We start from the raw sequence: 22,190 nt of genomic DNA, 5'->3' as shown, positions 1-22,190 counted from the left end.
ATTCGAGCGAAAAAAATTAAGGGACCGGAATTTTTTCAAGAATACGGTCGATTATTTCATCTGGAGAGATGCTTTCCGCTTCTGCTTCGTAAGTTCTTCGCAAGCGATGGCGTAAAATAGCATGGGCTATCTGCTTGATATCATGCGGGACTACAAAAGCTCGGCCTGCTAAAAAAGCTTGAGCTTTACCTGCTAAGGTTAAAGCAATACTTGCTCGGGGAGAAGCGCCCGAGAGCAAAAGGTGATCAAGGGAAATTTCATAGGCTTTAGGATTTCTTGTGGCAAAGATGATATTTAAAATGTAGTGGACAATTTTTTCATCTACATAAATCTGGTTGACGAGTTGCCGTGCCGCCAAAATCTCTTCTCTAGATAAAATTGGGTTTGGAGTTAATCGTTTTCCAAAGGTAGTCATTCGTTCAATAATCATCTTTTCTTCTTCAAGGGTGGGGTACTCCACTTGAATTTTCATCATAAAGCGATCTGTTTGAGCCTCTGGGAGTCCATAGGTGCCTTCTTGTTCGATGGGATTTTGAGTGGCTAACACCAAAAAAGGGGAGCCAGTGGCGAAAGTTTTTCCAGAAATGGTAGCCTGCCTTTCTTGCATCACTTCTAAGAGAGCGGATTGAACTTTAGCGGGGGCTCGGTTGATTTCGTCTGCAATCAGAATATTGGTAAAAATCGGACCTTGATTAACGTGAAAAGAATGATCTTTAGGATTGTAAATCGAGGTTCCAATTAAGTCTGCTGGAAGAAGATCGGGAGTGAACTGTATCCGCTTGCAATCGCATTGGATCGTTTTAGCTAGCGTTGTAATTGCCAGTGTTTTTGCTAATCCGGGGAGACCTTCTAACAAAACATGGCCGTCAGCTAATAAAGCCACTAAAAGCCGGTCAACCATTTCTTTTTGCCCAACAATGACTTTACTTATTTCCTGTTTTGCTAACTGAAACTTTTGCAAGATTGGCTGAATAGCAGAATCTAGATCACTCATGAGATCATTTCCTTGCTTCTAGGTTATAAAACAACATAAAAGCAAGGAAAAGACTTAAAAGCCACTGGATTTTGAAGGCGATATCCTATCTCCTACTAGAATTCCCAGTGATAAAGAAGGGCAACAAAAAGCCCACTGTAGAAGGCGGTGGAGGAGAAGGAGGGGGAACCTTTGTTTCGTTAAGCTTTTCGATTGCTGTTAAAACAAGGTGTCTTACAAACTCGAAGATGGTGGAGGCCCACTCAACAAGCGTTTTAAATGCATCTGGAAAGTATAGCCAAATGAGATAAAACAAAATTCCAAAAAAAATAAAATTGAAGACGAATCTCATGTTAGCACCCCATTTTTTACCGTACCAAAGTTTCATTGTATTAAAAAATTCAAATAAAATTTAGATCTTAATCTTAACATTTAAGCTAATGTAATTTCTTTTGCCAGATAAACATCTTGAATGAGGTTAAGCAGCTTGACTCCTTCATTCATAGGCTTTTGGAAAGACTTTCTCCCGCTGATTAATCCGATTCCTCCCGCTCTTTTGTTAATAATGGCGGTTTTTAAAGCGTCTTTAAGATCGTTTTTGCCAGAAGCTCCTCCTGAGTTAATTAAGCCTGCGCGCCCACTAAACCCATTCAGGACCTGGTAACGACAAAGATCAATCGGATGATCTTCACAAAGCTTATCATACATGTGTTCAGAATATTTGCCATATCCTTTTGTCACGCGGTTGATGGCTGGGTAACCGCCATTTATCACCGGCAGCTTTTGTTTAACGATATCAGCTTCGATGGTGGCTCCTAAATAATTTGCCTGTCCTGTTAAATCCGCGCTTTCGTGGTAATCCACTCCATCCATTTTAAAAGCTGGGTTTCTCAAATAGCACCACAATATAGTGGCCATTCCAAGCTCATGTGCCAGATGAAAAGCCTCGCTGACTTCTTGAATTTGCCGATGGCTTTCTGGTGAGCCAAAATAAATGGTTGCTCCTACCGCAGCTGCCCCCATTTCATAGGCTTGCTGAACATTCGCAAATAAAATCTGGTCGAAAGAATTGGGATAGGATAAAAGTTCGTTGTGGTTAATTTTTAAAATGAAAGGGATTTTATGAGCATATTTACGGGCTACGCTTCCTAAAGTTCCAAGGGTTGAAGCGACGGCATTACAGCCCCCTTCAATCGCCAGTCTCACAATATTCTCAGGATCAAAATAAAGGGGATTGGGGGCAAAAGAAGCGCCTGCAGAATGTTCAACCCCTTGATCTACGGGCAAGATAGAGAGATATCCCGTTCCGCCTAAGCGTCCATGGTTGAAAATGGATTGTAAATTGCGCAAAACAGGGATAGATCGATTGCTGATCCCAAAAATGCGCTCTACCCAATCAGAACCGGGTTTGTGAATGGCATCCTGGGTCACCGCTTTGCAGCTATAGTTGAGTAAAAAAGGGGCTTCATCGCCCAGAAGTTCTTCGACAGTGTTTAAAAAAGATCCTTTTTGAGCTGCTAATGTTGGCATAGAATCTCTCCCCTAAGTTAAGTGTTTAACAAATTAATTTATCTCCAAAACGACAGAATGCTTCCGCTAATCACTAGGAAAAGTAAAACCAGCGAAATATGGATTAAATAAACTTTTATAGGTTTTTTTTCCCAAAGGACATTTGAAAAGAGAGTGGGGACAATAAAACCAAGCCAAATTAAAAAGCCTAAGCAAGCTCCTTGTGTAAGGGTATAAGAATTTGTCAAAACGACAAATTGCGATAAAATATAGGACATTAAGAGTGCCATCAAGAAAGCACTTAAAGATTCAATCCAGGGAGTGCGAATTTGTTCGGGGACGAGATTCATTTCTTTCAACCAGATAGTTCCAAATAGCCAGGGAGAATACCAAAGCATTCCTAAAGCTATATAGATGCAGGCAGTGACGAAGATCGGGACAAAGTGAACTGCTGAAAGTGAAATCATATGAGGGCTCCTTTAGTTTAAAGTAAAAATACATATGACTATAAGAAGTTGGGAATAAAACGGCAATCCCTCCCTTAATGATTTTGACATTGAATCTTATGGGCTGAATCCGTTATGATTGTTTGAAAAACTATCAAAACATTTTGGTTTTAAAAGCCTTGCAATTAAAAAAATATGGATTTTATTCACGAATCTTATCAGGCAGGTGATACAATTGCCGCCATTGCAACTCCACCGGGAGAAGGGGGAGTGGCGATTATTCGAATCTCTGGCAACTATGCGATTGAAGTGGCAAGCCGTTGTTTTTCACGCCCTGTAGAAAGTCTTCCTACTCATACTGTCCATTATGGCAAAATCAAAAATAAGGAAGGGGAATGGATTGATCATGTGCTTTTATTACCCATGCACGCCCCCCGTTCCTATACAGGTGAACATACCGTTGAAATCCATTGCCATGGAGGCAGCCTAATTGCGCGCCGTGTTTTGCAAACGGTTTTAGAAGCAGGCGCACGCGCTGCTCGTCCAGGAGAGTTTACCTTTAAAGCTTTTATGAATGGCAAGCTAGACCTAGCACAAGCGGAAGCTGTGCAAGAATTGATTGGAGCAAAAAATGAAAAAGCTCTACAAGCTGCTGGAAGCCATCTGCAGGGTGCTTTAACGCGCAAAATCTCCACTTTTCAGAAAAGCTTGAGCGACATCGCAGCAATCCTAGAAGCTTGGGTTGATTTTCCTGAAGAAGGGTTAGAATTTGCCAGTATGGAAGAGATTCAAGCCACTCTTAAGCAAGCTACGGATGCCATGCAAAGTCTTGCCTCTACTTTTCATAATGGAAAAATCCTTCGAGAGGGGGTTTCCCTGTGCTTAATCGGCTGCCCAAATGTGGGAAAATCGTCTTTAATGAATGCCTTGCTTGGAAAAGATCGTGCGATTGTCTCTGCAATTGCCGGGACAACCCGAGATGTTTTAGAAGATCATTTAAAATTAAATGGCTTAAATTTTCGGCTTCTTGACACAGCGGGTATTCGCGATTCGGCAGAAATCGTGGAAGCTGAGGGGATCCGACGTTCTCGTCAAGCAATGCAAGAAGCGGATTTAATTCTTTTTGTGCTGGATGCAAGTCAAGGGTTGCAGCCGGATGACCATCTATTAATGCAACAAATTCCACCTGAAAAAACCATTGGTGTATGGAATAAAATTGACATCAAGCAAACTGAACTTCCTCCCCTTCCTTTTCCAACTGTGCAAGCTTCTGCACAAGAACGACAAGGACTGGAAGTTTTGCAAGCCACGATCGATGAAGTGATTTGGAAAAATGGGATGCCTGATCAGCAAGAGGTGGTTATCACGAGCATGCGACACCTCGAAGCTTTAAAAGGAGCGATTGCCTTTGCGCAAAATGTGTATGATGGATTATCTCATAATCTTTCCCCCGAATTTTTATGTGTAGACATGCGCTTGTGTTTGCGCGAATTGGGAAAAATTATAGGAACAAACGTGACGGAAGATATTCTTTCTTCTATCTTTTCAAAATTTTGCATTGGGAAATGAAAAGTGGATAAAAAAGCATGCGCTAGGCGAATCGGTGAGATTTTAAACGCATATTTTCCCTCCCCTGCTGTGCCACTTAAACATCAAGACCCCTACACTTTATTGATAGCTGTTTTGCTGTCAGCTCAATGTACCGATGCGCGAGTCAATTCCATTACGCCACATTTGTTTGCCTTAGCGCATACGCCCGAGCAAATGGTGCAGTTATCAGTGGCAAAAATTCAAGAGACCATTCGCCCTTGCGGGTTATCTTTAACTAAAGCCAAAGCAATTTGGGAATTATCAAAAATCTTGATCGAGAAACACCAAGGGATCGTTCCTGCTAGCTTTGAGGAATTAGAAGAGCTGCCTGGCGTGGGTCATAAAACAGCTTCCGTAGTTATGGCTCAAGCTTTTAATATTCCTGCCTTTCCCGTAGATACCCATATTTTGCGATGTGCTAAACGGTGGGGATTAAGCATGGGAAAAACCCCAGCCCACGTCGAAAAAGATCTCAAAGAACTTTTTCCTAAAACAGATTGGATCAAAGTCCATTTGCAAATCATTTATTTTGCGCGGAAATTTTGCCAAGCGCGGCAGCATGTTCACGATGTTTGTCCGATTTGTTCCACGCTTTCCTTAACAAACTAGCTATCCATAAAGTTCTTTTTACTTGATCTTCGAGAGGATGATGCGCTAGTCTGCTTTAAATTTGGGACCGATGTTTGTGAAATAAGAAGCACCCATTGCGGAAATTTTAGGGGAGGTCGTGCAAGTGAAAGAGCGTGGAAAAGTAGGGAAAATTTTTGGAACAGATGGTGTACGAGGCAAGGCAAACCGCTTTCCTATGACAGTCGAAATCGCTTTAGCCCTAGGGCGGGCAGCTGGGAAAATTTTCCGGTCCCATGACGGCAAACATCGGGTGGTGATTGGAAAGGATACTCGCTTGTCATGCTACATGTTCGAAAATGCCTTAATTTCTGGTTTGTGCTCAATGGGTGTGGATACGTTAATGGTCGGTCCTCTTCCCACTCCTGGAGTGGCCTTTATCACGCGCGCTTATCGCGCAGATGCTGGGATTGTCATTTCAGCTTCACACAATGCCTATTATGATAATGGAATCAAGTTTTTCTCTTCTGAAGGCTTTAAATTGCCGGACACCTGGGAAAAACAAATGGAAGAACTTGTCGCAGCTAATAACTTTGATGACAGCTTGCCTGCCGATAATGATATTGGAAAAAACTTCAAAGTGACGGATGCAGACGGGCGATATATTGAGTTTGCTAAAGCGACCTTTCCACGCCGCTTGTCTTTAAAAAATTTAACAATTGCTTTAGATTGTGCCAATGGGGCCGGCTATAAGGTTGCTCCCTTGATTTTTAAGGAATTAGATGCCAAGGTCTTTGTCTATGGAAATACGCCTGATGGTTTAAACATTAATTTGCAATGCGGCTCTCTCTATCCTGAAACCATTCAGAAGGCTGTCATTGAACATCGAGCAGACGTAGGGATTGCTTTAGATGGGGATGCAGACCGTGTGATTATGGTGGACGAGAATGCTCAGATTATTGATGGGGACACGATCTTAGCTATTTGTGCCAAAGATATGCAACGGACAGGGATGCTTCGAGGCAACAAAGTGGTCTCTACTGTGATGAGTAATTTTGGTCTTGTAAAAGCGATGGAAGAACTAGGGATTGAAGTGATTCAATCGCAAGTGGGCGATCGTTATGTGATTCAAGATATGTTGGAGCACGATGCGAACCTAGGAGGCGAGCAAAGCGGCCATTTAATTTTTCTCGATCATAATACCACTGGAGATGGATTAGTATGCGCTTTGCAGGTGATGCGCATTATGATTGAGACCGATTCTAAATTATCTGATTTAGCAGCTATTGTAAAAAAATATCCTCAAGTTTGTCTAAACGTCAAAGTAAATGCTAAACCCTTGCTTGAAACTTTACCAAGTGTGACCCAAAAGGTTACTGAGGTAGAAGAAATTTTAGGAAATTCTGGTCGAGTACTTGTGCGTTACTCGGGGACAGAAAATATTTGCCGCGTGATGGTAGAGGGGCCGAAATTGCAGCAAGTTCAGCAATTGGCAAATCACATCGCAGATGAGGTCAGAAAACAAATTGGAACTCTGGAAAAATAGGGAGAAGGGATGTGCGGGATTATTGGGTATATAGGGCTTAAAAATCCGATTGAGATTGTTTTAGATGGTTTAAAAAGGCTCGAATATCGAGGATACGATTCGGCTGGGATCGCAGGGATTTATCAGGGGGAAATTGCATTTTGCAAAGAAGTAGGCAAAATCGCAGCTCTAGAAAAAGAAATCAAAGAAGCGCAAATGTGCGTGGAGAGTATGGCGATTGGGCAAACGCGCTGGGCCACTCATGGAAAGCCTAATAAAACTAATGCTCATCCTCATTTTAATGAAGAGCAAACTTTAGCCATTGTACACAATGGGATTATCGAGAATCACGACGCTTTGCGGCGTGAATTGAAAGCAGAGGGTATTCAATTTTCTTCGGAGACCGACACTGAAGTTGTAGCCCATCTCATAGGGAAGTTTTACCAGGGCGATTTAGTAGAGGCTGTTAAAAAAACACTCCCTTTCTTAAAAGGAACATTTGCGATCGCCTTAATTCACCGAGATTTTCCCGATCAAATTGTCGCCATTGCGCATGAATCCCCCTTGGTTATCGGAGTGGGGGAAGGAGAAGCCTTTGTCTCTTCAGATCCGCATGCTTTTGCTGCCCACACCCGAGAAGTGGCTTTTTTGCTGACGGGTGAGATAGCAGTTGTTAAAGCAGATAAATTAGAAGTGTTTGATGTGGCAAAAGGAGAGATCGAAAAGAAGCTAGAGAAAATGCATGCTCTTTTAGAAAGTGCCTCCAAGGGGGATTATGAGCACTACACCTTAAAAGAGATTTTCGAACAACCTCAAACCATTCGCAACGCCCTTTCAGGCCGTTTTATTCAAGATTACGGAACGGCCTTATTTGAAGGAATCAATTTTGAAGTGAATGAGTTGCTAGAGGTGGAAAGAATTTTAATTCTCGCCTGCGGCACCTCATGGCATGCGGGTTATCTGGCTGCTTACATGCTAGAAGATCGCGCTCGTATCCCTGTGCAAGTTGAAATCTCTTCTGAATTTCGGTATAAAAATCCCGTGGTCCCCGCGGGGACGTTAGCCATTGCGATTAGTCAATCGGGAGAAACTGCCGATACCTTAGCAGCTGTGCGAGAGCTAAAGACAAAGGGAGTGAAGGTTTTGGCAATTTGCAATGTGGAAGGGTCTCATTTAGCCCGAGAAGCTGATGCGAGCATCTTTTTGAGAGCTGGCCAAGAAATCGGGGTTTGTTCCACTAAAGCCTTTACCAGCCAAGTGGTCGTACTAGCGCTCTTTACCTTATTAATGGCCCGTATGCGGCACATGGATAAAAAAGAGGGGCAATCCTTCTTAGAAGCTTTGCAAAAGCTGCCGGATCAAGTGCAAAAAGTTTTAAATCAAAGCCACAAAATTCAAGAAATTGCCAAGAAATATGCTCACTATGACAATTTCTTTTACTTAGGAAGAAGTTACATGTATCCGGCAAGCTTGGAAGGTGCATTAAAACTTAAAGAAATTTCATATATTAATGCCAACGGTTACCCTGCAGGAGAAATGAAGCATGGACCGATTGCCTTAATCAATGAAAATTGCCCAACAGTTGCCTTATGCGGTAACAAGTCTACCTTTGAAAAACTCTTAAGCAACTTGATGGAAATTAAAGCTCGCAGCGGCAAGGTGATTGCCATTGCAGAAACTTGTGAGAAAGGGCTCGAAGGAATTGCCGATGATATTATCTACATTCCACAAACTATCGATGAGGTTTCGGGTGTTCTGACAACGGTAGTCTCGCAGTTGTTAGCTTACTACATCGCAAAGGAGCGAGGGGCAGAAATTGACCAGCCTCGCAACTTAGCAAAATCCGTCACGGTCGAATAGAAAAATAGCGCCTTTAAAGGCACTGTTTAAGCGATGTCGCCTATCTTATTTGCGGGCTGTTTAGGCTGCCCGCCTAATCGTTAAAGTCTAAAATTTGGAAAATCACAAAGTTAGGCTTTCTCTTTTGAACTAAAGCTTTGTTATTACTTAGACCAATTGCACATGCGGTAAATGAACTTTTTTTCCATAGTCTGCCTAAATTTTTTGTAGCAGACTAAATTTACAGCCCCTATGTGTTAAAGGGCAAGTTTACCATAGACGCTTTATCCTCTCTTCTCATTTACGCGACAACACTCACTGGGGACATATTCGTACAACTAATCCTATAGAATCGACTTTTGCTACCATCAGACATCGGACAAAGCAAACAAAAGGATGTGGATCTAGAATTTGTACGCTTAACATGGTATATAAGCTAGCTATAACAGCTGAAAAACATTGGAGAAGACTTAGAGGGCATGAATTAATAGAAAAGGTTGCCAAGGGAGCCAAGTTTAAAGTTGGCTAAGAAATCAAAGAAAAAAGAAGACGTAGCCTAGAAATTTCAATAAGTTAGAGCTCCTTCGAAATTAAATTCTTTTGATATATTCGCCTTATTTTAGGTGAGTGAGGTGCGATGACATCTGAAATAATAAAGAACTTAGATGATGAAAAATTTCGTCGCCTAATGGGTGTTAAACGATCTCGATCGATTGCTTAGAGGGTGTATAAATCATTTTTCCAGTTTTCTGTGTTATAATGTGTTGAGAAGATATTTTCTGTTCCATAAATTGTAGTGGCTTCAATTGTGGTTTGAGAAAAAGAGTTGGGCTTTCTTTTGGGTATAGGTAATTGGGTGCGAATGGTGAGCCATATTCCATCTTTTCTGGGACAAATTTTGGGTTTTAAATGAGAGGTTAATTTCCCACTCTCAAAAGTAAAGTAACGATCGCTTAAATCCTCTTTGCGATCAGAACAATCCACAGCTTTTTTAAAAAATTCAAAAATTTCTTGGCTTTTGTAATACCCGCTATGATCCTTAACAATTGACGTAGTATTAATTAAGTACACATTGTGGGCGATGGGTTTTTTGAGAATTTCTTCACCGGGGCTTCCGACTGTTTGTGTAGGATTAAACAAGTGAAGCCATGGCAAAATTGCATCGTTGCATGAATAAAAAATATAAATTTTGCTCGCATTGGTCAATGCTTGTTGCAAATGGGTGCATTTATGGCCGTCACAATCGAAAATACTTGTCTCATTAATCGCTCCTCCAAGCAAGAAAAGATTATTAATTTTGGGGCTTTGACTTTGATTTAATGCATTCATGGCAACTATAGTCCCCATGCTATGAGCAGCAATGTCTAGGCGTTGAGCTAATGGTTGTATGCGACGCAAAATGTTGGATAGATAGGCTCTAGCGGCGCGCAATCCTCTCTTTTTCGCTTTGCTGTATTGATAAAATTTAGCACCAGCAGGATATAAATAACCGATTACTATATCATAACTTTTGTTAACTTCATAGGCAACTTGTTCTAATGTGTCAACTGCTCCTTCGTATGTGACAGTGAATCCATGGATAAGAATAAGAATTTTACGTTTCTTAAATTTTTCAGCATTATGATCAATAAATTGCTCAAAATCTTCTTCCGCTTTTTCTCGCGAAGAGAAAAAAACACGCGCAATTTTAGTTGACATGGAAAATTCATAACGGTCTATAAAATTTTTGCGATTGCTAATCAAATAGAGTTGTTGTTCGTCGTCATCATTGCTAGCCAAAGAAACGGAAGAAGATAAAGAAAATGAAGAAGAGGAAGAGGATAAAGAAGAGTTAGGAAGCATAGGAATTACCTAAACTATTTATTTTTATTCGTGCTATAGATATGAGTAGCTATCTTGTCAAATTAAAAAATGGCAAGTTGCTTTACATGAGTGGGAAAAAGTTTACTACAGGTTAGCTTAAATGTAAAAGCTTAAAGCACCTGGAAGCTTTAGCAAGCAAGAGGGAGAAAGATAGATATTTTAGAAGCGTGGTATTGCTTGTTAACAGACGAGCAAGACCAGAAAAAGTTAGAAAGGCCGCCATGAATGATGTGTAAAATAGTAGAGGAAGTACCATCCGTAGATGCAAAAGAAGCCAAAACTTGTTTGATAAGGATAGAAAATAGTTGGCCATACAAAACTTTTGATAATTTCTCAAGAGATATTGTTAAATGTTGCGGAGGAGCGTTTCCCCAATTTAGAGTCTGTCAATTTTTCTGTGTAAATCGCTTCAGCTATTTGCTAAACCTAGCCTGTCTCCATACGCTAATGCTAGATGCGAAATGACTGCTTTCCATTCCCGAAGGGGCATCGTCCATTTTTTTGAAATGTCTCGCGCTACTAAAAAGAGCATTTTAAATAAAGCCTCATCCGTTGGAAAAATAGCTTTGTTCTTAGCAACCTTTCTAAATTGTGTATGAAGCGATTATACCGCTATTAACTCAATGGACTATCCAAGGCTTGGCTGCTAATGGGTAGCTGCCCTCTCATTTACCTTATAGCCCCTCAAGATTTTGCTCGGCTAATTCCAACGTGTTTGCTCCATAAATTGCCTTCAAGGCAGCCATAAATTCCTTGGCATATTTTGTAGGAATATATTTTATCGAAAATGACGTAGGCGATGAGAACGGCTATTTCATCGTAGTGGATTATTTAATAAAATATTGGTTGTTTTAACGCATCGACCTTTGGCATTCGAGAAATGCTAACAGATCATTTCATTTTTAACTATGTAAGGTTTCTCTTCGATTATACCATAATTCCTCTTTTTGCTTGTTCGTGTTTATGTACGTCTGCTTGGACATATTACTATAAGTCTTCTGAAACGCACTGATTGCGATTTAAATATGTGGTGATTTCATCACCACTGAATTGTGCATCCAAAAGATTTGCAATTCCGATGTCTGCCGCATGTTGGTTGTAGTTAATTAGATAATCGGTATAGCTGCCTAGAATATCTTGAGTTATTTTTTCGTTTTTAGGAAAGAAATTTGCCTATTCAAAACGCTCTTTTCACTCCTTTGCTGTGTGAGATACGTTAGCTGTTCTACTTATGCTAAGTCTTTTAAGTTTGAAAAGGGCTGTCGTAAGATGGGGTTTTCCCTTCTCGCTCTTTATTGCTTCATTTAAGGCCTCAATTTCAACGGTGTTTTTACCGGGCATACGTTCAAGCTCTTACCTGGCTTTAGGGATTAGTTCTTCTGAATTGCTAATCGCTTGAAGGTCCCCTTGTTTCGTCGATCTTCTCCATGCAATAAGTTGGTTTAGTGTTGCCTCATATTTTCTGGCAATTTGGGAAGTAGGATGTCTGATTCGGTATGTTTCTCAGATAATTAATTCTTTCTTCTAAAGACCAATGTCATCTTCTTTCTACCGAAATGATAAGTTTACTGTGAATCATAAATCTAGCTGTACTTTTATCTTTTAAGGAGCACGCTAGGTGGTTCTGATTAGGCAGAGAGCGCTACAAGAGAGGGGGGGGGTATAGGGGAATTGCCTATAAACCTTCCTTTGCGATTGACATTTAACTTTTTTTAGTGTAAATTATTTTTTGACAATAAAAATTGGATAACCACAATGTACCTAAATGTTAGCTTGCTATTAAAAGCAGACCGCATAGCTGATTATGTCCCAGCATTAAGTACAATCACTAATTCGGTTAATTTATTCCAAAAGTGTGTGTTGCTTCCAATGAAGCAAAAGGCAAACGTTTCAAAAAACCATTACTACGCCTATTTACAGCAAAAAAGCTTTTCTCGCTGTGTTGTGCTCCTAATCCCGGTATTAGGAAATATTATTATAGGAATTTATGACTTTGCTAAGAGAAAACATATCTATAAGGATGCTGTGTTTGCGGCTACTCAGCCAGTTCCTCCTTCTGCTCCCCAATCTTCCCAAAATTGCAATTCTCCTAAACCTGTCAGCTGCGAGCATCGTTTTACAGAGTCCTTTATGGTCCTTTATCCTCATTTGTCAACCCAGCTTGGACCGGTCCATCCCCAGGCTATTGCTAAAAATACTCAGTTAGTAGGGGCAAATTCTCAACTGCATATACAGGCTAGCTCGGTTATTCACTATCATGGGATGCATACCTCTCGCTTGCCTGAAGCAAAGCTTCATGAAAAGCTAAAGGCTTTGCTGCAACTGAACTGTCCTGGCTGTATAAAAGATTTAATTGCACAAGGGGGTAAATTTTTAGAAGAAGCAAATGAGGAAATTTCGTTGCATGGGGTCTTTTATCTCGCCACGGCTTATGAATTATATCATACTCTTAACATACAGGAATATAAGTTTAATCGGCGAGCACTAGATGAATACTTGGATAGCTTAGAGGAAAGGTTAGAAAATGAAGAAAACTTATTGCACTATTTCGCTGCCCATGAAAATAGAAGCATTTTTATCTACCTCTTTGCCGAAAGGCCAAATATACAATCGCACCTTGACGTCTTAGCAGGAAAGGCAACTAAAGAAACACCTTTACATATGGCTATCAGGGTAGGGTCTATACCTATCGTGCAATTTTTCTTTGATCAAGGGGCGGATTTCAAAAAGCTTGATAGCAATCAAAATAATACTCTGCATCATGCTTGTCAGTCTCAAAAAGATTGCGTCGATATCGTTAAGTTTTTGCTACAATATGATCCTACCCTTAGGGAAGCTAAAAATAGGGATGGGCAGACGCCTTTACACTTAGCTGCATTTACAGGCAGTGAGAAGAGCTTTGCATGCTTGTTAGACCAAACTACCGATCAACTTCAGTTGGATCAGCAAGATAAAAAGGGAAATACTCCTTTACATTTAGCGATCCTGGGATGGAGGGAATCTTCTAATAAAGGCAAAGACTCCTATTGCAAAATCGTCGAAACCTTAGTGAAAAAAGGAGCTAGCCTAAATGCCTTAAATCAGGAGAAAAAAACGGCTTTAACACTTGCTTTTGAAAACGCAGCCATTATGCAAGCTTTGGTTCAGGCAAAACTAAGTCCACAAATGCTGGTTAGCTCCCTTCAAAGCTCTTACCTTTCTCAAAAAGAAATTTCCATTGTTAGGATCAAGGTAGAGCAAGAGTGGGAATTTAAAATTCCTTTGGAAGAAATCTATGTGCGTTTAGCGATCATTGAGAGTAAGGAGAGAAAAGCACGTGACCAAGCACTTGATAAACATTCTGATTACCTACAAGATGGTCGCATCCAAACTTATGAAACTATCTTTGAGCCTAAGCAGAACATCGAACTTGAAAAGCTTTTCGAACACGAAAGCCTTGCAAAAAGAGATTATAAAAGAATTTACCTCCAAGGAGCTGCAGGAAGTGGCAAAAGCACCTTATGCCATTATATCGCTTATCGCTGGGCAAAAGGGGATCTTTGGAAAGGGCTCTTTTCTTACCTCTTTTGGATTCCCTTAAGAAATCTTACGTTAGAAAAATATCCCGCAGATAAAGAGTATACTCCAGCTGATCTGATAGCTAGAGAATATGCAGGCAAAATCGATCGTCAAGTGATCGAAGCTTGCATAGACAGTTCTGCCTTGCGAGAAGAAACCCTGCTTATTTTAGATGGGTATGACGAACTCTCCTCTAAGGCTCAAGGAAACAGCAGTCTTGCTAAAGCCCTTAAGGGGCTAAAAAAGCTATTTCCCCATATCCTGATCACCTCAAGGCCTGGAAGCTGCTCTTTTAACCGCTCTTGTGAGCTAGAGCTTTTAGGCTTCGATAAAGAAGAGATTAAGCGTTATATCGACAGATTTTTTAAACACATTCAAGCCGAAGAGAAAAAACAGGAGCTTAACCGTCTATTAAATACGTCTTCCCTGGTGCTAAGTCTGGCGCAAATTCCTATTAACTTAACCCTTTTGTGCTGCCTTTTTAGCGAAGACCCTGAAGTTTTTGATGCCAATCAGCCCATTACAATGACTGCTATTTATGAGCGGATGGTTAACTGGATGTATAAATGGTTTCTTCTAAGAAGGATTGACCTGAGTCAATCTAAACAAACCAAGGAGAAAATTCTTGAAGAGAAAAACCTACGCCATAATTTAGAAGTGGCCAAAGTTACCGCTGCTTTTGAAGACATGGCTTTTTTTGCCATGGAAAAAGATACCCTTTATTTAAGCAGGGAAGTGATCGACGAATTTAGAGGGGATGGTATCACCTCTAACGAGCTTACTGATTGTGGGCTGCTTCGCATCCCTGAAGCTGAAGAAAAAGGGTATTTTATTCACTTAACTTTCCAAGAATTTCTAGCCGCTTCAAAAATTGCCAATCAATATCTCAAAGGAGAAAGACAGGCATGTCGAAACTTTGTGCGGCAGTATAAGTTTGAACCTCGTTATGGCCTAGTGCTGCGTATGATTGCTGGTTATCTTTCCCTCGCTACATCACGCAATCCACGCTATTCGGATTCGGGTGCACTCCAATCCTTTTTCGATGACCTTTTTGCTGAACCTCAAGACCTAGCTGTCAGAAGTGAGCTCAATTTGATTGCCGAGTGCTTTGAAGAGTGCCAAGATCCTACAGTAGTGAAGCAATATGAAGGCTTTATTGAGCTTGTGAAAGACTATATGGCATATCTTTTTTCGCTAGATTTAAATTTTGAACATCTGCTTAAGAATAAAAAAATCTTCAATCATCCTAGTGTAATAGCTTTCATCGAAGGATTGCTATCCAGCCCAAATACCAGAAAAGAAATGCTAATAAAGTTACTAGAAGTTATAGAAACAGGGCAAAGGTTAGCTTCAGGCGTTCTTAAATCTATTATTGAAACTCTTAAGAATCCTTATAATGTTGGTACTGCCGAAGATGCCTTGGCTGTCCTAAAAGCGGTGGCAGAGCAAGGAGACGAGCTTCCTAAAGAAGCAGTAGATATTCTAATCCACCTCCTCCAGGAGGGCAATCTTGATGCCGAATTTGCTGCTGCCGGCATTTTAATAGCTCTGGTACAACAAAAAGGAAAGCTTCATGAGGAGGTATTAGCTGCTCTTATTCAAATCTTTAAGGAGGGCCATTCTGATGCCAAACGTTCTGCTGCCTACGTTTTAAGAACACTGGCAGAACAGGGAAGTAAGCTTCCTGAGGAGGTATTAGCTGCTCTTATTCAAATCTTTAAGGAGGGCGATCCTGGTGCCAAAAGCTCTGTTGCCGACGTTTTAAGAGCCGTGGCAGAACAGGGAAGTAGGCTTCCAGAGAAGGCATTAGATGCTCTTATTCAAATCCTTGAGGAGGGCGATTCTGATGCCAAATGTTCTGCTGCCGATGTTTTAAGAGCCGTGGCAGAACAGGGAAGTAGGCTTCCAGAGAAGGCATTAGATGCTCTTATTCAAATCCTTGAGGAGGGCGATTCTGATGCCAAATGTTCTGCTGCCGATGTTTTAAGAGCCGTGGCAGAACAGGGAAGTAGGCTTCCAGAGAAGGCATTAGATGCTCTTATTCAAATCCTTGAGGAGGGCGATTTTGATGCCAAACGTTTTACTGCTGACATTCTAAGAACACTGATAAAACAGGGAAGTAAGCTTCCTGAAGAGGCATTAGGTGCTCTTATCCAAATTCTCCAGGAGGGCGATTCTGCTGCCAAACTTTCTGCTACCCTCGTTCTAGCAATAAGCCAGCATTCTGAGGGGATTTTAGATGCTCTTATCCAAATCCTCAAGGAGGGCGATTATGGGGAGCAAGTTTTTGTTGCCGGCGTTTTAAGAGCACTGGTACAACAGGGAAATAAGCTTCCTGAAGAGGTATTAGATGCTCTTGTCCAAATTCTCCAGGAGGGCGATCCTTGTGGGCGAGGTTTTGCTGCTAACGTTCTAAGAACATTGGCAGAACAAGCAAGCCAGCTTCCTGAGAAAGTATTAGGTGCTCTTATCCAAATCCTGAAGGAGGGCGATTCTGATGGGCTAAATTTTTTTGCTAACATTCAAGATTTTGCTGCTGACATTCTAAGAACACTGAGTAAGCTTCCTGAAGAGGCATTAGGTGCTCTTGTCCAAATCCTCAAGGAGGGCAATTCTAGTGCCAAACGTTCTGCTGCTGAGGTTTTAAGAGCGCTGGCACAGCAAGGAAGTAAGCTTCCTGAAGAGGCATTAGATGCTTTTGTCCAAATTCTCCAGGAGGGCGATTCTGCTGCCAAATATTTTGCTGTTGACGTTCTAAGAGCACAGGTAGAACAGGTAAGCCAGCTTCCTGAAGAGGCATTAGGTGCTCTTGTCCAAATCCTCAAGGAGGGCAATTCTAGTGCCAAACGTTCTGCTGCCGTCGTTTTAAGAACACTGGTACAACAGGGAAATAAGCTTCTTGAAGAGGTATTAGATGCTCTTGTCCAAATTCTCCAGGAAGGCGATCCTTATGGGCGAGCTTTTGCTGCTGACGTTCTACGAACATTGATAGAACAGGGAAGCAGGCTTCCTGAGGAGGTATTAGCTGCTCTTATCCAAATTCTCAGGGAGGGTGATTCTGAGGGACGAATTGTTGCTGCCGGCGTTTTAAGAACATTGATACAACAGGGAAATAAGCTTCCTGAAGAGGTATTAGGTGCTCTTATCCAAATCTTTAAGGAGGACGATTCTGCTGCCAAAGGTTCTGCTGCCTACGTTTTAGGAACACTGGCTGAACAGGGAAGTAAGCTTCCTGAAGAGGCATTAGGTGCTCTTGTCCAAATCCTCAAGGAGGGCAATTCTAGTGCCAAACGTTCTGCTGCCGTTGTTTTAAGAACATTGGTAAAACAGGGAAATAAGCTTCCTGAAGAGGCATTAGAGGCTCTTATCCAAATCCTCAAGGAGGGCGATTTTGGTGCCAAATACTCTGCTGCCGGCGTTTTAAGAACATTAACAAAGCAGGGAAGCAAGCTTTCTGAGGAGGCATTAAGTGCTCTTGTCCAAATCCTCAAGGAGGGCGATGATGATGCTAAAAGCTCTGTTGCTGACGTTCTAAGAACACTAGCAGAACAGGCAAGCCAGCTCCCTGAGCAGGTATTGGCTGCTCTTGTCCAAATCCTCAAGGAAGGCGATTCTGATGACCGAGGGTTTGTTCATGACATTCTAAGGAATGTCAATAAAAATGCTTTATTAAAAATGGGTATTGAAGCACTTCCTTTAGTTGCTAAAGTTTGTTTCTTTACTGAAAACAGCTTTCCAGTGAAAGATCAAAAATTCCAAATTTGCGATAAAAAGACAATTTATTCCTCCCGTGATAAATTAAAGCTTAGCTATGAGGAAATAAAGGAAAAACTCCCTTCAGAAATAAGGGCATGGCGGGAACGACTAGACAGCCTCAGTCCTACCGAAAGTTCTCAAAGCCCTTCAGATGAAATTTCATGTTAAAAGGGATTGCTTCCCCGGCTCCTAAAACACTGACAAAATAGCTGTGTCTTTTAATAAGTTAAAACTTATTGTTGCTGTAGTACCTAGATTGTTTTCTCAATTTCTTTTGTTGAACTTTTTTGCCTTTATTCCCTCTTTTTACCTAGCTTCGCATCACCCCTATTGGGTATGCCGAAAAGCCAGGCAAAGACATCTTAAGCAAATCTTACAAAATTTAAAGAAGAGATTTGAGGAGTAGAATTTTATTGGGCAGGAGAAAAGGGGCTAAATTCTGCTTCCTTATCCACAAAATCTTTCTCTTCGAAACGCACAGGGGTGTAGTTGGCAAATTGGGCAATTTCTTTGCGGAAGGTTAAATTTACACTCCCTACGCCGCCATGGCGGTTTTTAGCGACAATCACTTCAGCCATTCCTGGCTTATCCAAAGGATCATAGTATTCTCTTCTGAGCAAGAACATAATGATATCAGAATCTTGTTCAATACTCCCACTCTCGCGCAAGTCACTCATCATCGGGCGGTGTCCCGTGCGCTCTTCCACTTTTCTGGAAAGTTGAGATAAACAGAGGACTGGAATGTTTAACTCTCTGGCTAAGTTTTTGAGCATACGAGAGATCTCAGAAATTTCGTTTTGTCGATTTTCTCCGCCCCGGGAAGAACCTGAGCCTGAGATTAATTGAAGGTAGTCGATCACTAAAAATCCAATCCCATAAGTTTCTTTCATGCGACGGGCTCTGGCTCTAAGATCGGTAATTTTTAGGCCTGGCTGGTCGTCGATGACCATCAGGTGGTTTTGCATATTATTGACGGCAGCCACAACACGTTGGTATTCAATCCCATTTAAAGCCCCCGTTTTAATTTTGTCCGATTCCACTTCTGATTGGGAGCACACAATCCGATGGACGAGCTGCTCTGCACTCATCTCCAAGGAGAAAATCCCCACGGGGATATTGTTTTTGAAACATATATTTTCGGCGATATTGATGGCAAAAGCCGTTTTACCCATCGCGGGTCTGGCAGCTAGAATCATTAAGTTTGAATTGTTCAAACCGTTGAGCATTTTATCGAGGTCTGTGTAATGGGAAGGTGTACCTGTAATCCCCGAATCTTCGGGTCCACGTTGATGATAAAGTTCTTGCCGCTGTTGAAGCTCTTTAAGAAAAGGAACTTGAGATTCTGATTTAACGCCGGATAGGATCTGCCCGATCAAAACACCGTGGGAGGAGGAGGCTGATTGGCTGATCTGGAAAAAAAGCTGCTGGGCTTCGTCTAGTGCTTCGGAGACATCGGCAGGCTCTTCAAGGGCTCGTTTTTCCACATGTTGTGCGGCATGAATCATGCTTCGCAGCATGGCTTTGTTACGCACAAGCTCGCAATACTCTTCGATATGTGCCGAGGTCCCTGCAAACTGAGCGAGAGTCGTCACATAGGCAACCCCTCCTACTGCTTTAAGCTTGTCTTGCCGTTTGAGCTCTTCGCAGACAAGATGAACATCGGCAGGCTTATCATTTTTGTAAGCCTCTTTAAGGGTTTGAAAGATGAGTTTATGCTCAGTATAATAAAAATCGGCATCATCCAATGCATCAGCTGCTACGTTAAGCGCGTTGATGCTGGTTAACATGCAACCCAGAACCATCATCTCTGATTCTTTTGAATTGGGCGCAATTTTGACTTTTATAGGGGCCTCGGACATCTCAATTCTCTCTTTATAGTTCTTTAAAGGGGTTAAGGTGCTACATGAGATTTCTAGCAGGAATTCCTTTGGTAACCTTGCGGCCTGAAGGGGGCTTATAAACTGCTATGGCTTACTCCTTTGTATGAAGAATAGGGGAGTCTTTTTTCTTTTCGACCAATTTGCCATGGACAAAAGTTTGCAAAACTTTTGTTAGACCCCGATCATCATATTTATTAAATTTGCCATGCTTTTCCCCATGCAAGTATTCCCCTTCAAAAACGAGGATCCCTTCCTGATTCCATTCTTGGCAAGTCCCATGTAATTTCCCCTCTTTATAAGGATAGATGGCTGATTTTTGCCCATTAGGGAAGAAAGCCTTTTCTTCACCTTCTTTTTTATCCTGAATAAAGAGGGCCTGTTTTTTTATCGCCCCATTGCTGTAATACTCATAGGCCATCCCATTTTGATGATCCTCTTTAAATTCTGCCGAGATATGAATTCGCCCATCTGGGGCATAGACTCCCGCAATTCCATTTTTTAGCCCATTTTTATAAAAAGTGCTGGATACTTTTGTGCCAACTTCGTTGAATTCGGCTACTTCTCCTTCCAAAACACCCTCCACAAAGTTCGCTTCGAGGGCTTTCACTCGGCCAAGCTGTGGATGGGGCGGGTAGAAAGCTTGATGTAAGCCATGTAAACGATTATTTTTATAATGGTAAATAAATTCTCGCCCATCTACTTTAAGCGCAAAATATAGACCCTCTAGATCCCCATATTGATAATAGGCTTCTTCTAAGGTGCGCCCTTTGGGGGAACACATCAGTTTCTTGCCATGCAACACCCCATTGTCATACGCCATTTGGCCCATTTTAGATCCGTCTGAATAGTATTGAGTTTGCACTCCATGTAGCTTGCCGTTTTGATAATGTCTTTCAGAAGAAATTTGGGGGACGCTTTTACCTTCTACTAAAGGGTAGTATTCGTAATGGGATCCAGTCGGTTGATTAAGGGCAAAATGTTTTTCAAATTGAAGGGAGCCTTCCTTATACCAACCTAGAAAATCTCCTTCTAAAGTTCCGTTAGACCAGGAAATTTGTGTGGCGATTTGCCCGTTAGGATAAAAAGATTCTTCCACTCCATCCCTTTTGCCATTTTGATAGAATGTTTTGTATTGGAGTTGGCCGGTATCAAACCATCTGCGCATTTCTCCATGTGGAATATCCTGGTGAAAGGATGCTTGATAGATCAAATTTCCTGCTGCATTCCATTCTTGCTGAACTCCTTCTTTATGTCCTTCCGCATCATATGAAAGGAGGAGCCTAGGGGTTGCAGAAGAGAACCATTCCTTTAGAACATGAATAGGTTTATTGTCATGGAAAGTGGCTTCGATCGCTTTATTCCCATTTTCATACCACTTTTGGAAGGGACCCTGTTTTTGCCCTTTGCTAAATTTGGCGCGCATAAGCGGTTGAGTATTTTCGTAAAACTCCTCATAAGAGCCGTGGCGGTATCCATTCTGATAATGGGCGCGAACCTTGAGATTTCCCGAGGCGTAGTACTCTTCTTGGGGACCATCCAGCTCTCCCTGCTTGTAAAGATAGCCTAGTTTAAGTTGCCCATTTGGATACCATTCTCGGTATTCACCCACTAAGTTAGAGCCCACTATCTGATAAGTCCTAAGCTTGTTCCCCTTTTCATCCCACTCAACAATCGGTTCTGCTAAAATGCCGGGAGCTTTATAGGTGGCTAAAAAAGCCATTTTATCATTGGAATGTTTTTTAAGATGTTTTCCAATAGGTAATCCATTTTTATAGTTCGCTTCTTCTTTAAGCTCCCCGGTGTCAGCAAAAAGCTGCTCTACCCCTTCTTTTTTGCCTAAAGAATAAAAAACGCGCGATTGAATTTGGCCGTTGGGATAATAAGCGATAAATTCCCCATGAGGAATTCCGTGTTGGAAGTTTTGGATAGTATGAATCGTGTTGTCCGAATAAAAGGTTTTTTTAGCAGGTTCATTCCCTTGATTGCATAATAAGCCTTTGGAATAGTAGGCTCTTGCTTTTATATTTCCCTCTTCGTCCCATTCTGTGGATTCTTTATCGAGGAGACCGTCTGTATAGTAAGAACTGGCTGCCAACGTTTCATTAAAATGGTAAACTTTTTGTTCACCGGATAAACACCCGTTTTTATAGGTGCCCCCTTCTTTAATTTTTCCTTTGGAATCATAAACCCGATAGGGGCCGTTTAAGACGCCTTTGCTATAGAAACATTCGTAAATAGGTCGTCCTTCTTCCTGATAATTTTTGGCAATTCCTTCTCTTTTTCCTTCATGAAAAGTTTCAATTTTTTCAATAAAGCCTTCAGGTCCATAGGTGAAGCAAAGGCCATGCGGCACAACTGTGGTGGCAAATTCTGCGATAGAAGGGTGCCCTGGAGGGAGAACCATGAGATCTGCTTCCAGCCAAACATTTCCTGCCAGCGTATAGCGAATTTCTTTTAAGGGGATATCGAAGTTTTGCTTGGGATCAAAATCGTAAAAGAGGATGGCTAGGGGAGCTCCGGAATCGTACGTTTCGGTAACAACCCATCTCCAATGGGGTTGCCTTTTCTTAATTTCATGAATAGCAGAACCTTCGCTACAGGCGCAGGTATTTAGGCAAACGGTGAAAAAGAGAGAAAAAAAGAAAAGCTTCCAAGTAAACCTCATGAAGGATCCTCAATTATAA

General features: G+C 41.5%; 11 protein-coding genes and 2 pseudogenes. 6 read left to right on the top strand and 7 right to left on the bottom strand.

The genetic code is table 11. The features are described from left to right. Nucleotides 1-16 precede the first annotated feature (16 nt). The 3 genes from PARA125_RS01350 to PARA125_RS01340 all read right to left on the bottom strand — a co-directional run bounded on the left by PARA125_RS01350 (nucleotide 17) and on the right by PARA125_RS01340 (nucleotide 2,949). Entirely contained in the window at nucleotides 17-994 is a 978-nt protein-coding gene (locus PARA125_RS01350) for an AAA family ATPase (protein ID WP_213156934.1), read from the bottom strand. A 411-nt stretch (nucleotides 995-1,405) separates the two neighbouring features. Continuing rightward, nucleotides 1,406-2,503 (bottom strand): class I fructose-bisphosphate aldolase, encoded by a 1,098-nt coding sequence (locus PARA125_RS01345; RefSeq protein WP_213156933.1) that lies wholly within the window; start codon nucleotides 2,501-2,503, stop codon nucleotides 1,406-1,408. Between the two features lie 38 nt (nucleotides 2,504-2,541). Next, on the bottom strand, nucleotides 2,542-2,949 hold the full coding sequence (locus tag PARA125_RS01340; RefSeq protein ID WP_213156932.1) for a DUF1761 domain-containing protein: 408 nt from the start codon (nucleotides 2,947-2,949) through the stop codon (nucleotides 2,542-2,544). Between the two features lie 174 nt (nucleotides 2,950-3,123). Between PARA125_RS01340 and mnmE the strand changes: the two genes are divergently transcribed. The 5 genes and pseudogenes from mnmE to PARA125_RS01315 form a co-directional block, all read left to right on the top strand. After that, entirely contained in the window at nucleotides 3,124-4,497 is a 1,374-nt protein-coding gene (gene mnmE, locus PARA125_RS01335) for a tRNA uridine-5-carboxymethylaminomethyl(34) synthesis GTPase MnmE (protein WP_213156931.1), read from the top strand. Nucleotides 4,498-4,500: 3 nt separating this feature from the next. Further along, nucleotides 4,501-5,127, top strand: a complete 627-nt coding sequence (gene nth, locus PARA125_RS01330; RefSeq protein WP_213156930.1) for an endonuclease III — start codon at nucleotides 4,501-4,503, stop codon at nucleotides 5,125-5,127. Nucleotides 5,128-5,251: 124 nt separating this feature from the next. Beyond that, nucleotides 5,252-6,631 (top strand): phosphoglucosamine mutase, encoded by a 1,380-nt coding sequence (gene glmM, locus PARA125_RS01325; RefSeq protein ID WP_213157493.1) that lies wholly within the window; start codon nucleotides 5,252-5,254, stop codon nucleotides 6,629-6,631. 9 nt (nucleotides 6,632-6,640) lie between these two features. Then, nucleotides 6,641-8,470, top strand: a complete 1,830-nt coding sequence (gene glmS, locus PARA125_RS01320; RefSeq protein ID WP_213156929.1) for a glutamine--fructose-6-phosphate transaminase (isomerizing) — start codon at nucleotides 6,641-6,643, stop codon at nucleotides 8,468-8,470. 295 nt (nucleotides 8,471-8,765) lie between these two features. Then, nucleotides 8,766-8,978: pseudogene (locus PARA125_RS01315) on the top strand (IS256 family transposase); the annotation flags it as partial. A 188-nt stretch (nucleotides 8,979-9,166) separates the two neighbouring features. On the opposite strand, the gene PARA125_RS01310 reads toward PARA125_RS01315, so the two are convergent. Together PARA125_RS01310 and PARA125_RS10120 are read right to left on the bottom strand one after the other, a co-directional pair. Then, the gene (locus PARA125_RS01310; protein WP_213156928.1) at nucleotides 9,167-10,291 is read right to left on the bottom strand and encodes an alpha/beta hydrolase; all 1,125 of its coding nucleotides are present in this window, start codon (nucleotides 10,289-10,291) and stop codon (nucleotides 9,167-9,169) included. Nucleotides 10,292-10,721: 430 nt separating this feature from the next. After that, nucleotides 10,722-11,097, bottom strand: a pseudogene (locus PARA125_RS10120) (IS256 family transposase); the annotation flags it as partial. A gap of 970 nt (nucleotides 11,098-12,067) precedes the next feature. On the opposite strand from PARA125_RS10120, the gene PARA125_RS01305 reads away from it, so the two are divergent. Next, on the top strand, nucleotides 12,068-17,794 hold the full coding sequence (locus tag PARA125_RS01305) for an ankyrin repeat domain-containing protein (RefSeq protein WP_213156927.1): 5,727 nt from the start codon (nucleotides 12,068-12,070) through the stop codon (nucleotides 17,792-17,794). A 242-nt stretch (nucleotides 17,795-18,036) separates the two neighbouring features. On the opposite strand, the gene dnaB is transcribed toward PARA125_RS01305, so the two are convergent. Together dnaB and PARA125_RS01295 are read right to left on the bottom strand one after the other, a co-directional pair. Then, nucleotides 18,037-19,485 (bottom strand): replicative DNA helicase, encoded by a 1,449-nt coding sequence (gene dnaB, locus PARA125_RS01300; RefSeq protein ID WP_213156926.1) that lies wholly within the window; start codon nucleotides 19,483-19,485, stop codon nucleotides 18,037-18,039. A 112-nt stretch (nucleotides 19,486-19,597) separates the two neighbouring features. Beyond that, nucleotides 19,598-22,171 carry a toxin-antitoxin system YwqK family antitoxin gene (locus tag PARA125_RS01295; protein ID WP_213156925.1) on the bottom strand — a complete coding sequence of 858 codons (2,574 nt, stop codon included), beginning with the start codon at nucleotides 22,169-22,171 and terminating at the stop codon, nucleotides 19,598-19,600. Between the last annotated feature and the right edge of the window lie 19 nt (nucleotides 22,172-22,190).

Source organism: Parachlamydia sp. AcF125 (genome assembly GCF_018342475.1).
Taxonomy (GTDB): Bacteria; Chlamydiota; Chlamydiia; order Chlamydiales; family Parachlamydiaceae; genus Parachlamydia.
Note: the sequence above shows the minus strand (reverse complement) of the source record. Positions and strands in the feature narration are given on the sequence as shown.

What these genes read in the sequence shown, in the direction of transcription:
- PARA125_RS01350 (WP_213156934.1), bottom strand. Translation starts at nt 994, where the DNA reads ATGAGTGATCTAGATTCTGCTATTCAGCCAATCTTGCAAAAGTTTCAG.
- PARA125_RS01295 (WP_213156925.1), bottom strand. Translation starts at nt 22,171, where the DNA reads ATGAGGTTTACTTGGAAGCTTTTCTTTTTTTCTCTCTTTTTCACCGTT.
- mnmE (WP_213156931.1), top strand. Translation starts at nt 3,124, where the DNA reads ATGGATTTTATTCACGAATCTTATCAGGCAGGTGATACAATTGCCGCC.
- glmS (WP_213156929.1), top strand. Translation starts at nt 6,641, where the DNA reads ATGTGCGGGATTATTGGGTATATAGGGCTTAAAAATCCGATTGAGATT.
- PARA125_RS01345 (WP_213156933.1), bottom strand. Translation starts at nt 2,503, where the DNA reads ATGCCAACATTAGCAGCTCAAAAAGGATCTTTTTTAAACACTGTCGAA.
- dnaB (WP_213156926.1), bottom strand. Translation starts at nt 19,485, where the DNA reads ATGTCCGAGGCCCCTATAAAAGTCAAAATTGCGCCCAATTCAAAAGAA.
- PARA125_RS01310 (WP_213156928.1), bottom strand. Translation starts at nt 10,291, where the DNA reads ATGCTTCCTAACTCTTCTTTATCCTCTTCCTCTTCTTCATTTTCTTTA.
- PARA125_RS01305 (WP_213156927.1), top strand. Translation starts at nt 12,068, where the DNA reads ATGTACCTAAATGTTAGCTTGCTATTAAAAGCAGACCGCATAGCTGAT.
- PARA125_RS01340 (WP_213156932.1), bottom strand. Translation starts at nt 2,949, where the DNA reads ATGATTTCACTTTCAGCAGTTCACTTTGTCCCGATCTTCGTCACTGCC.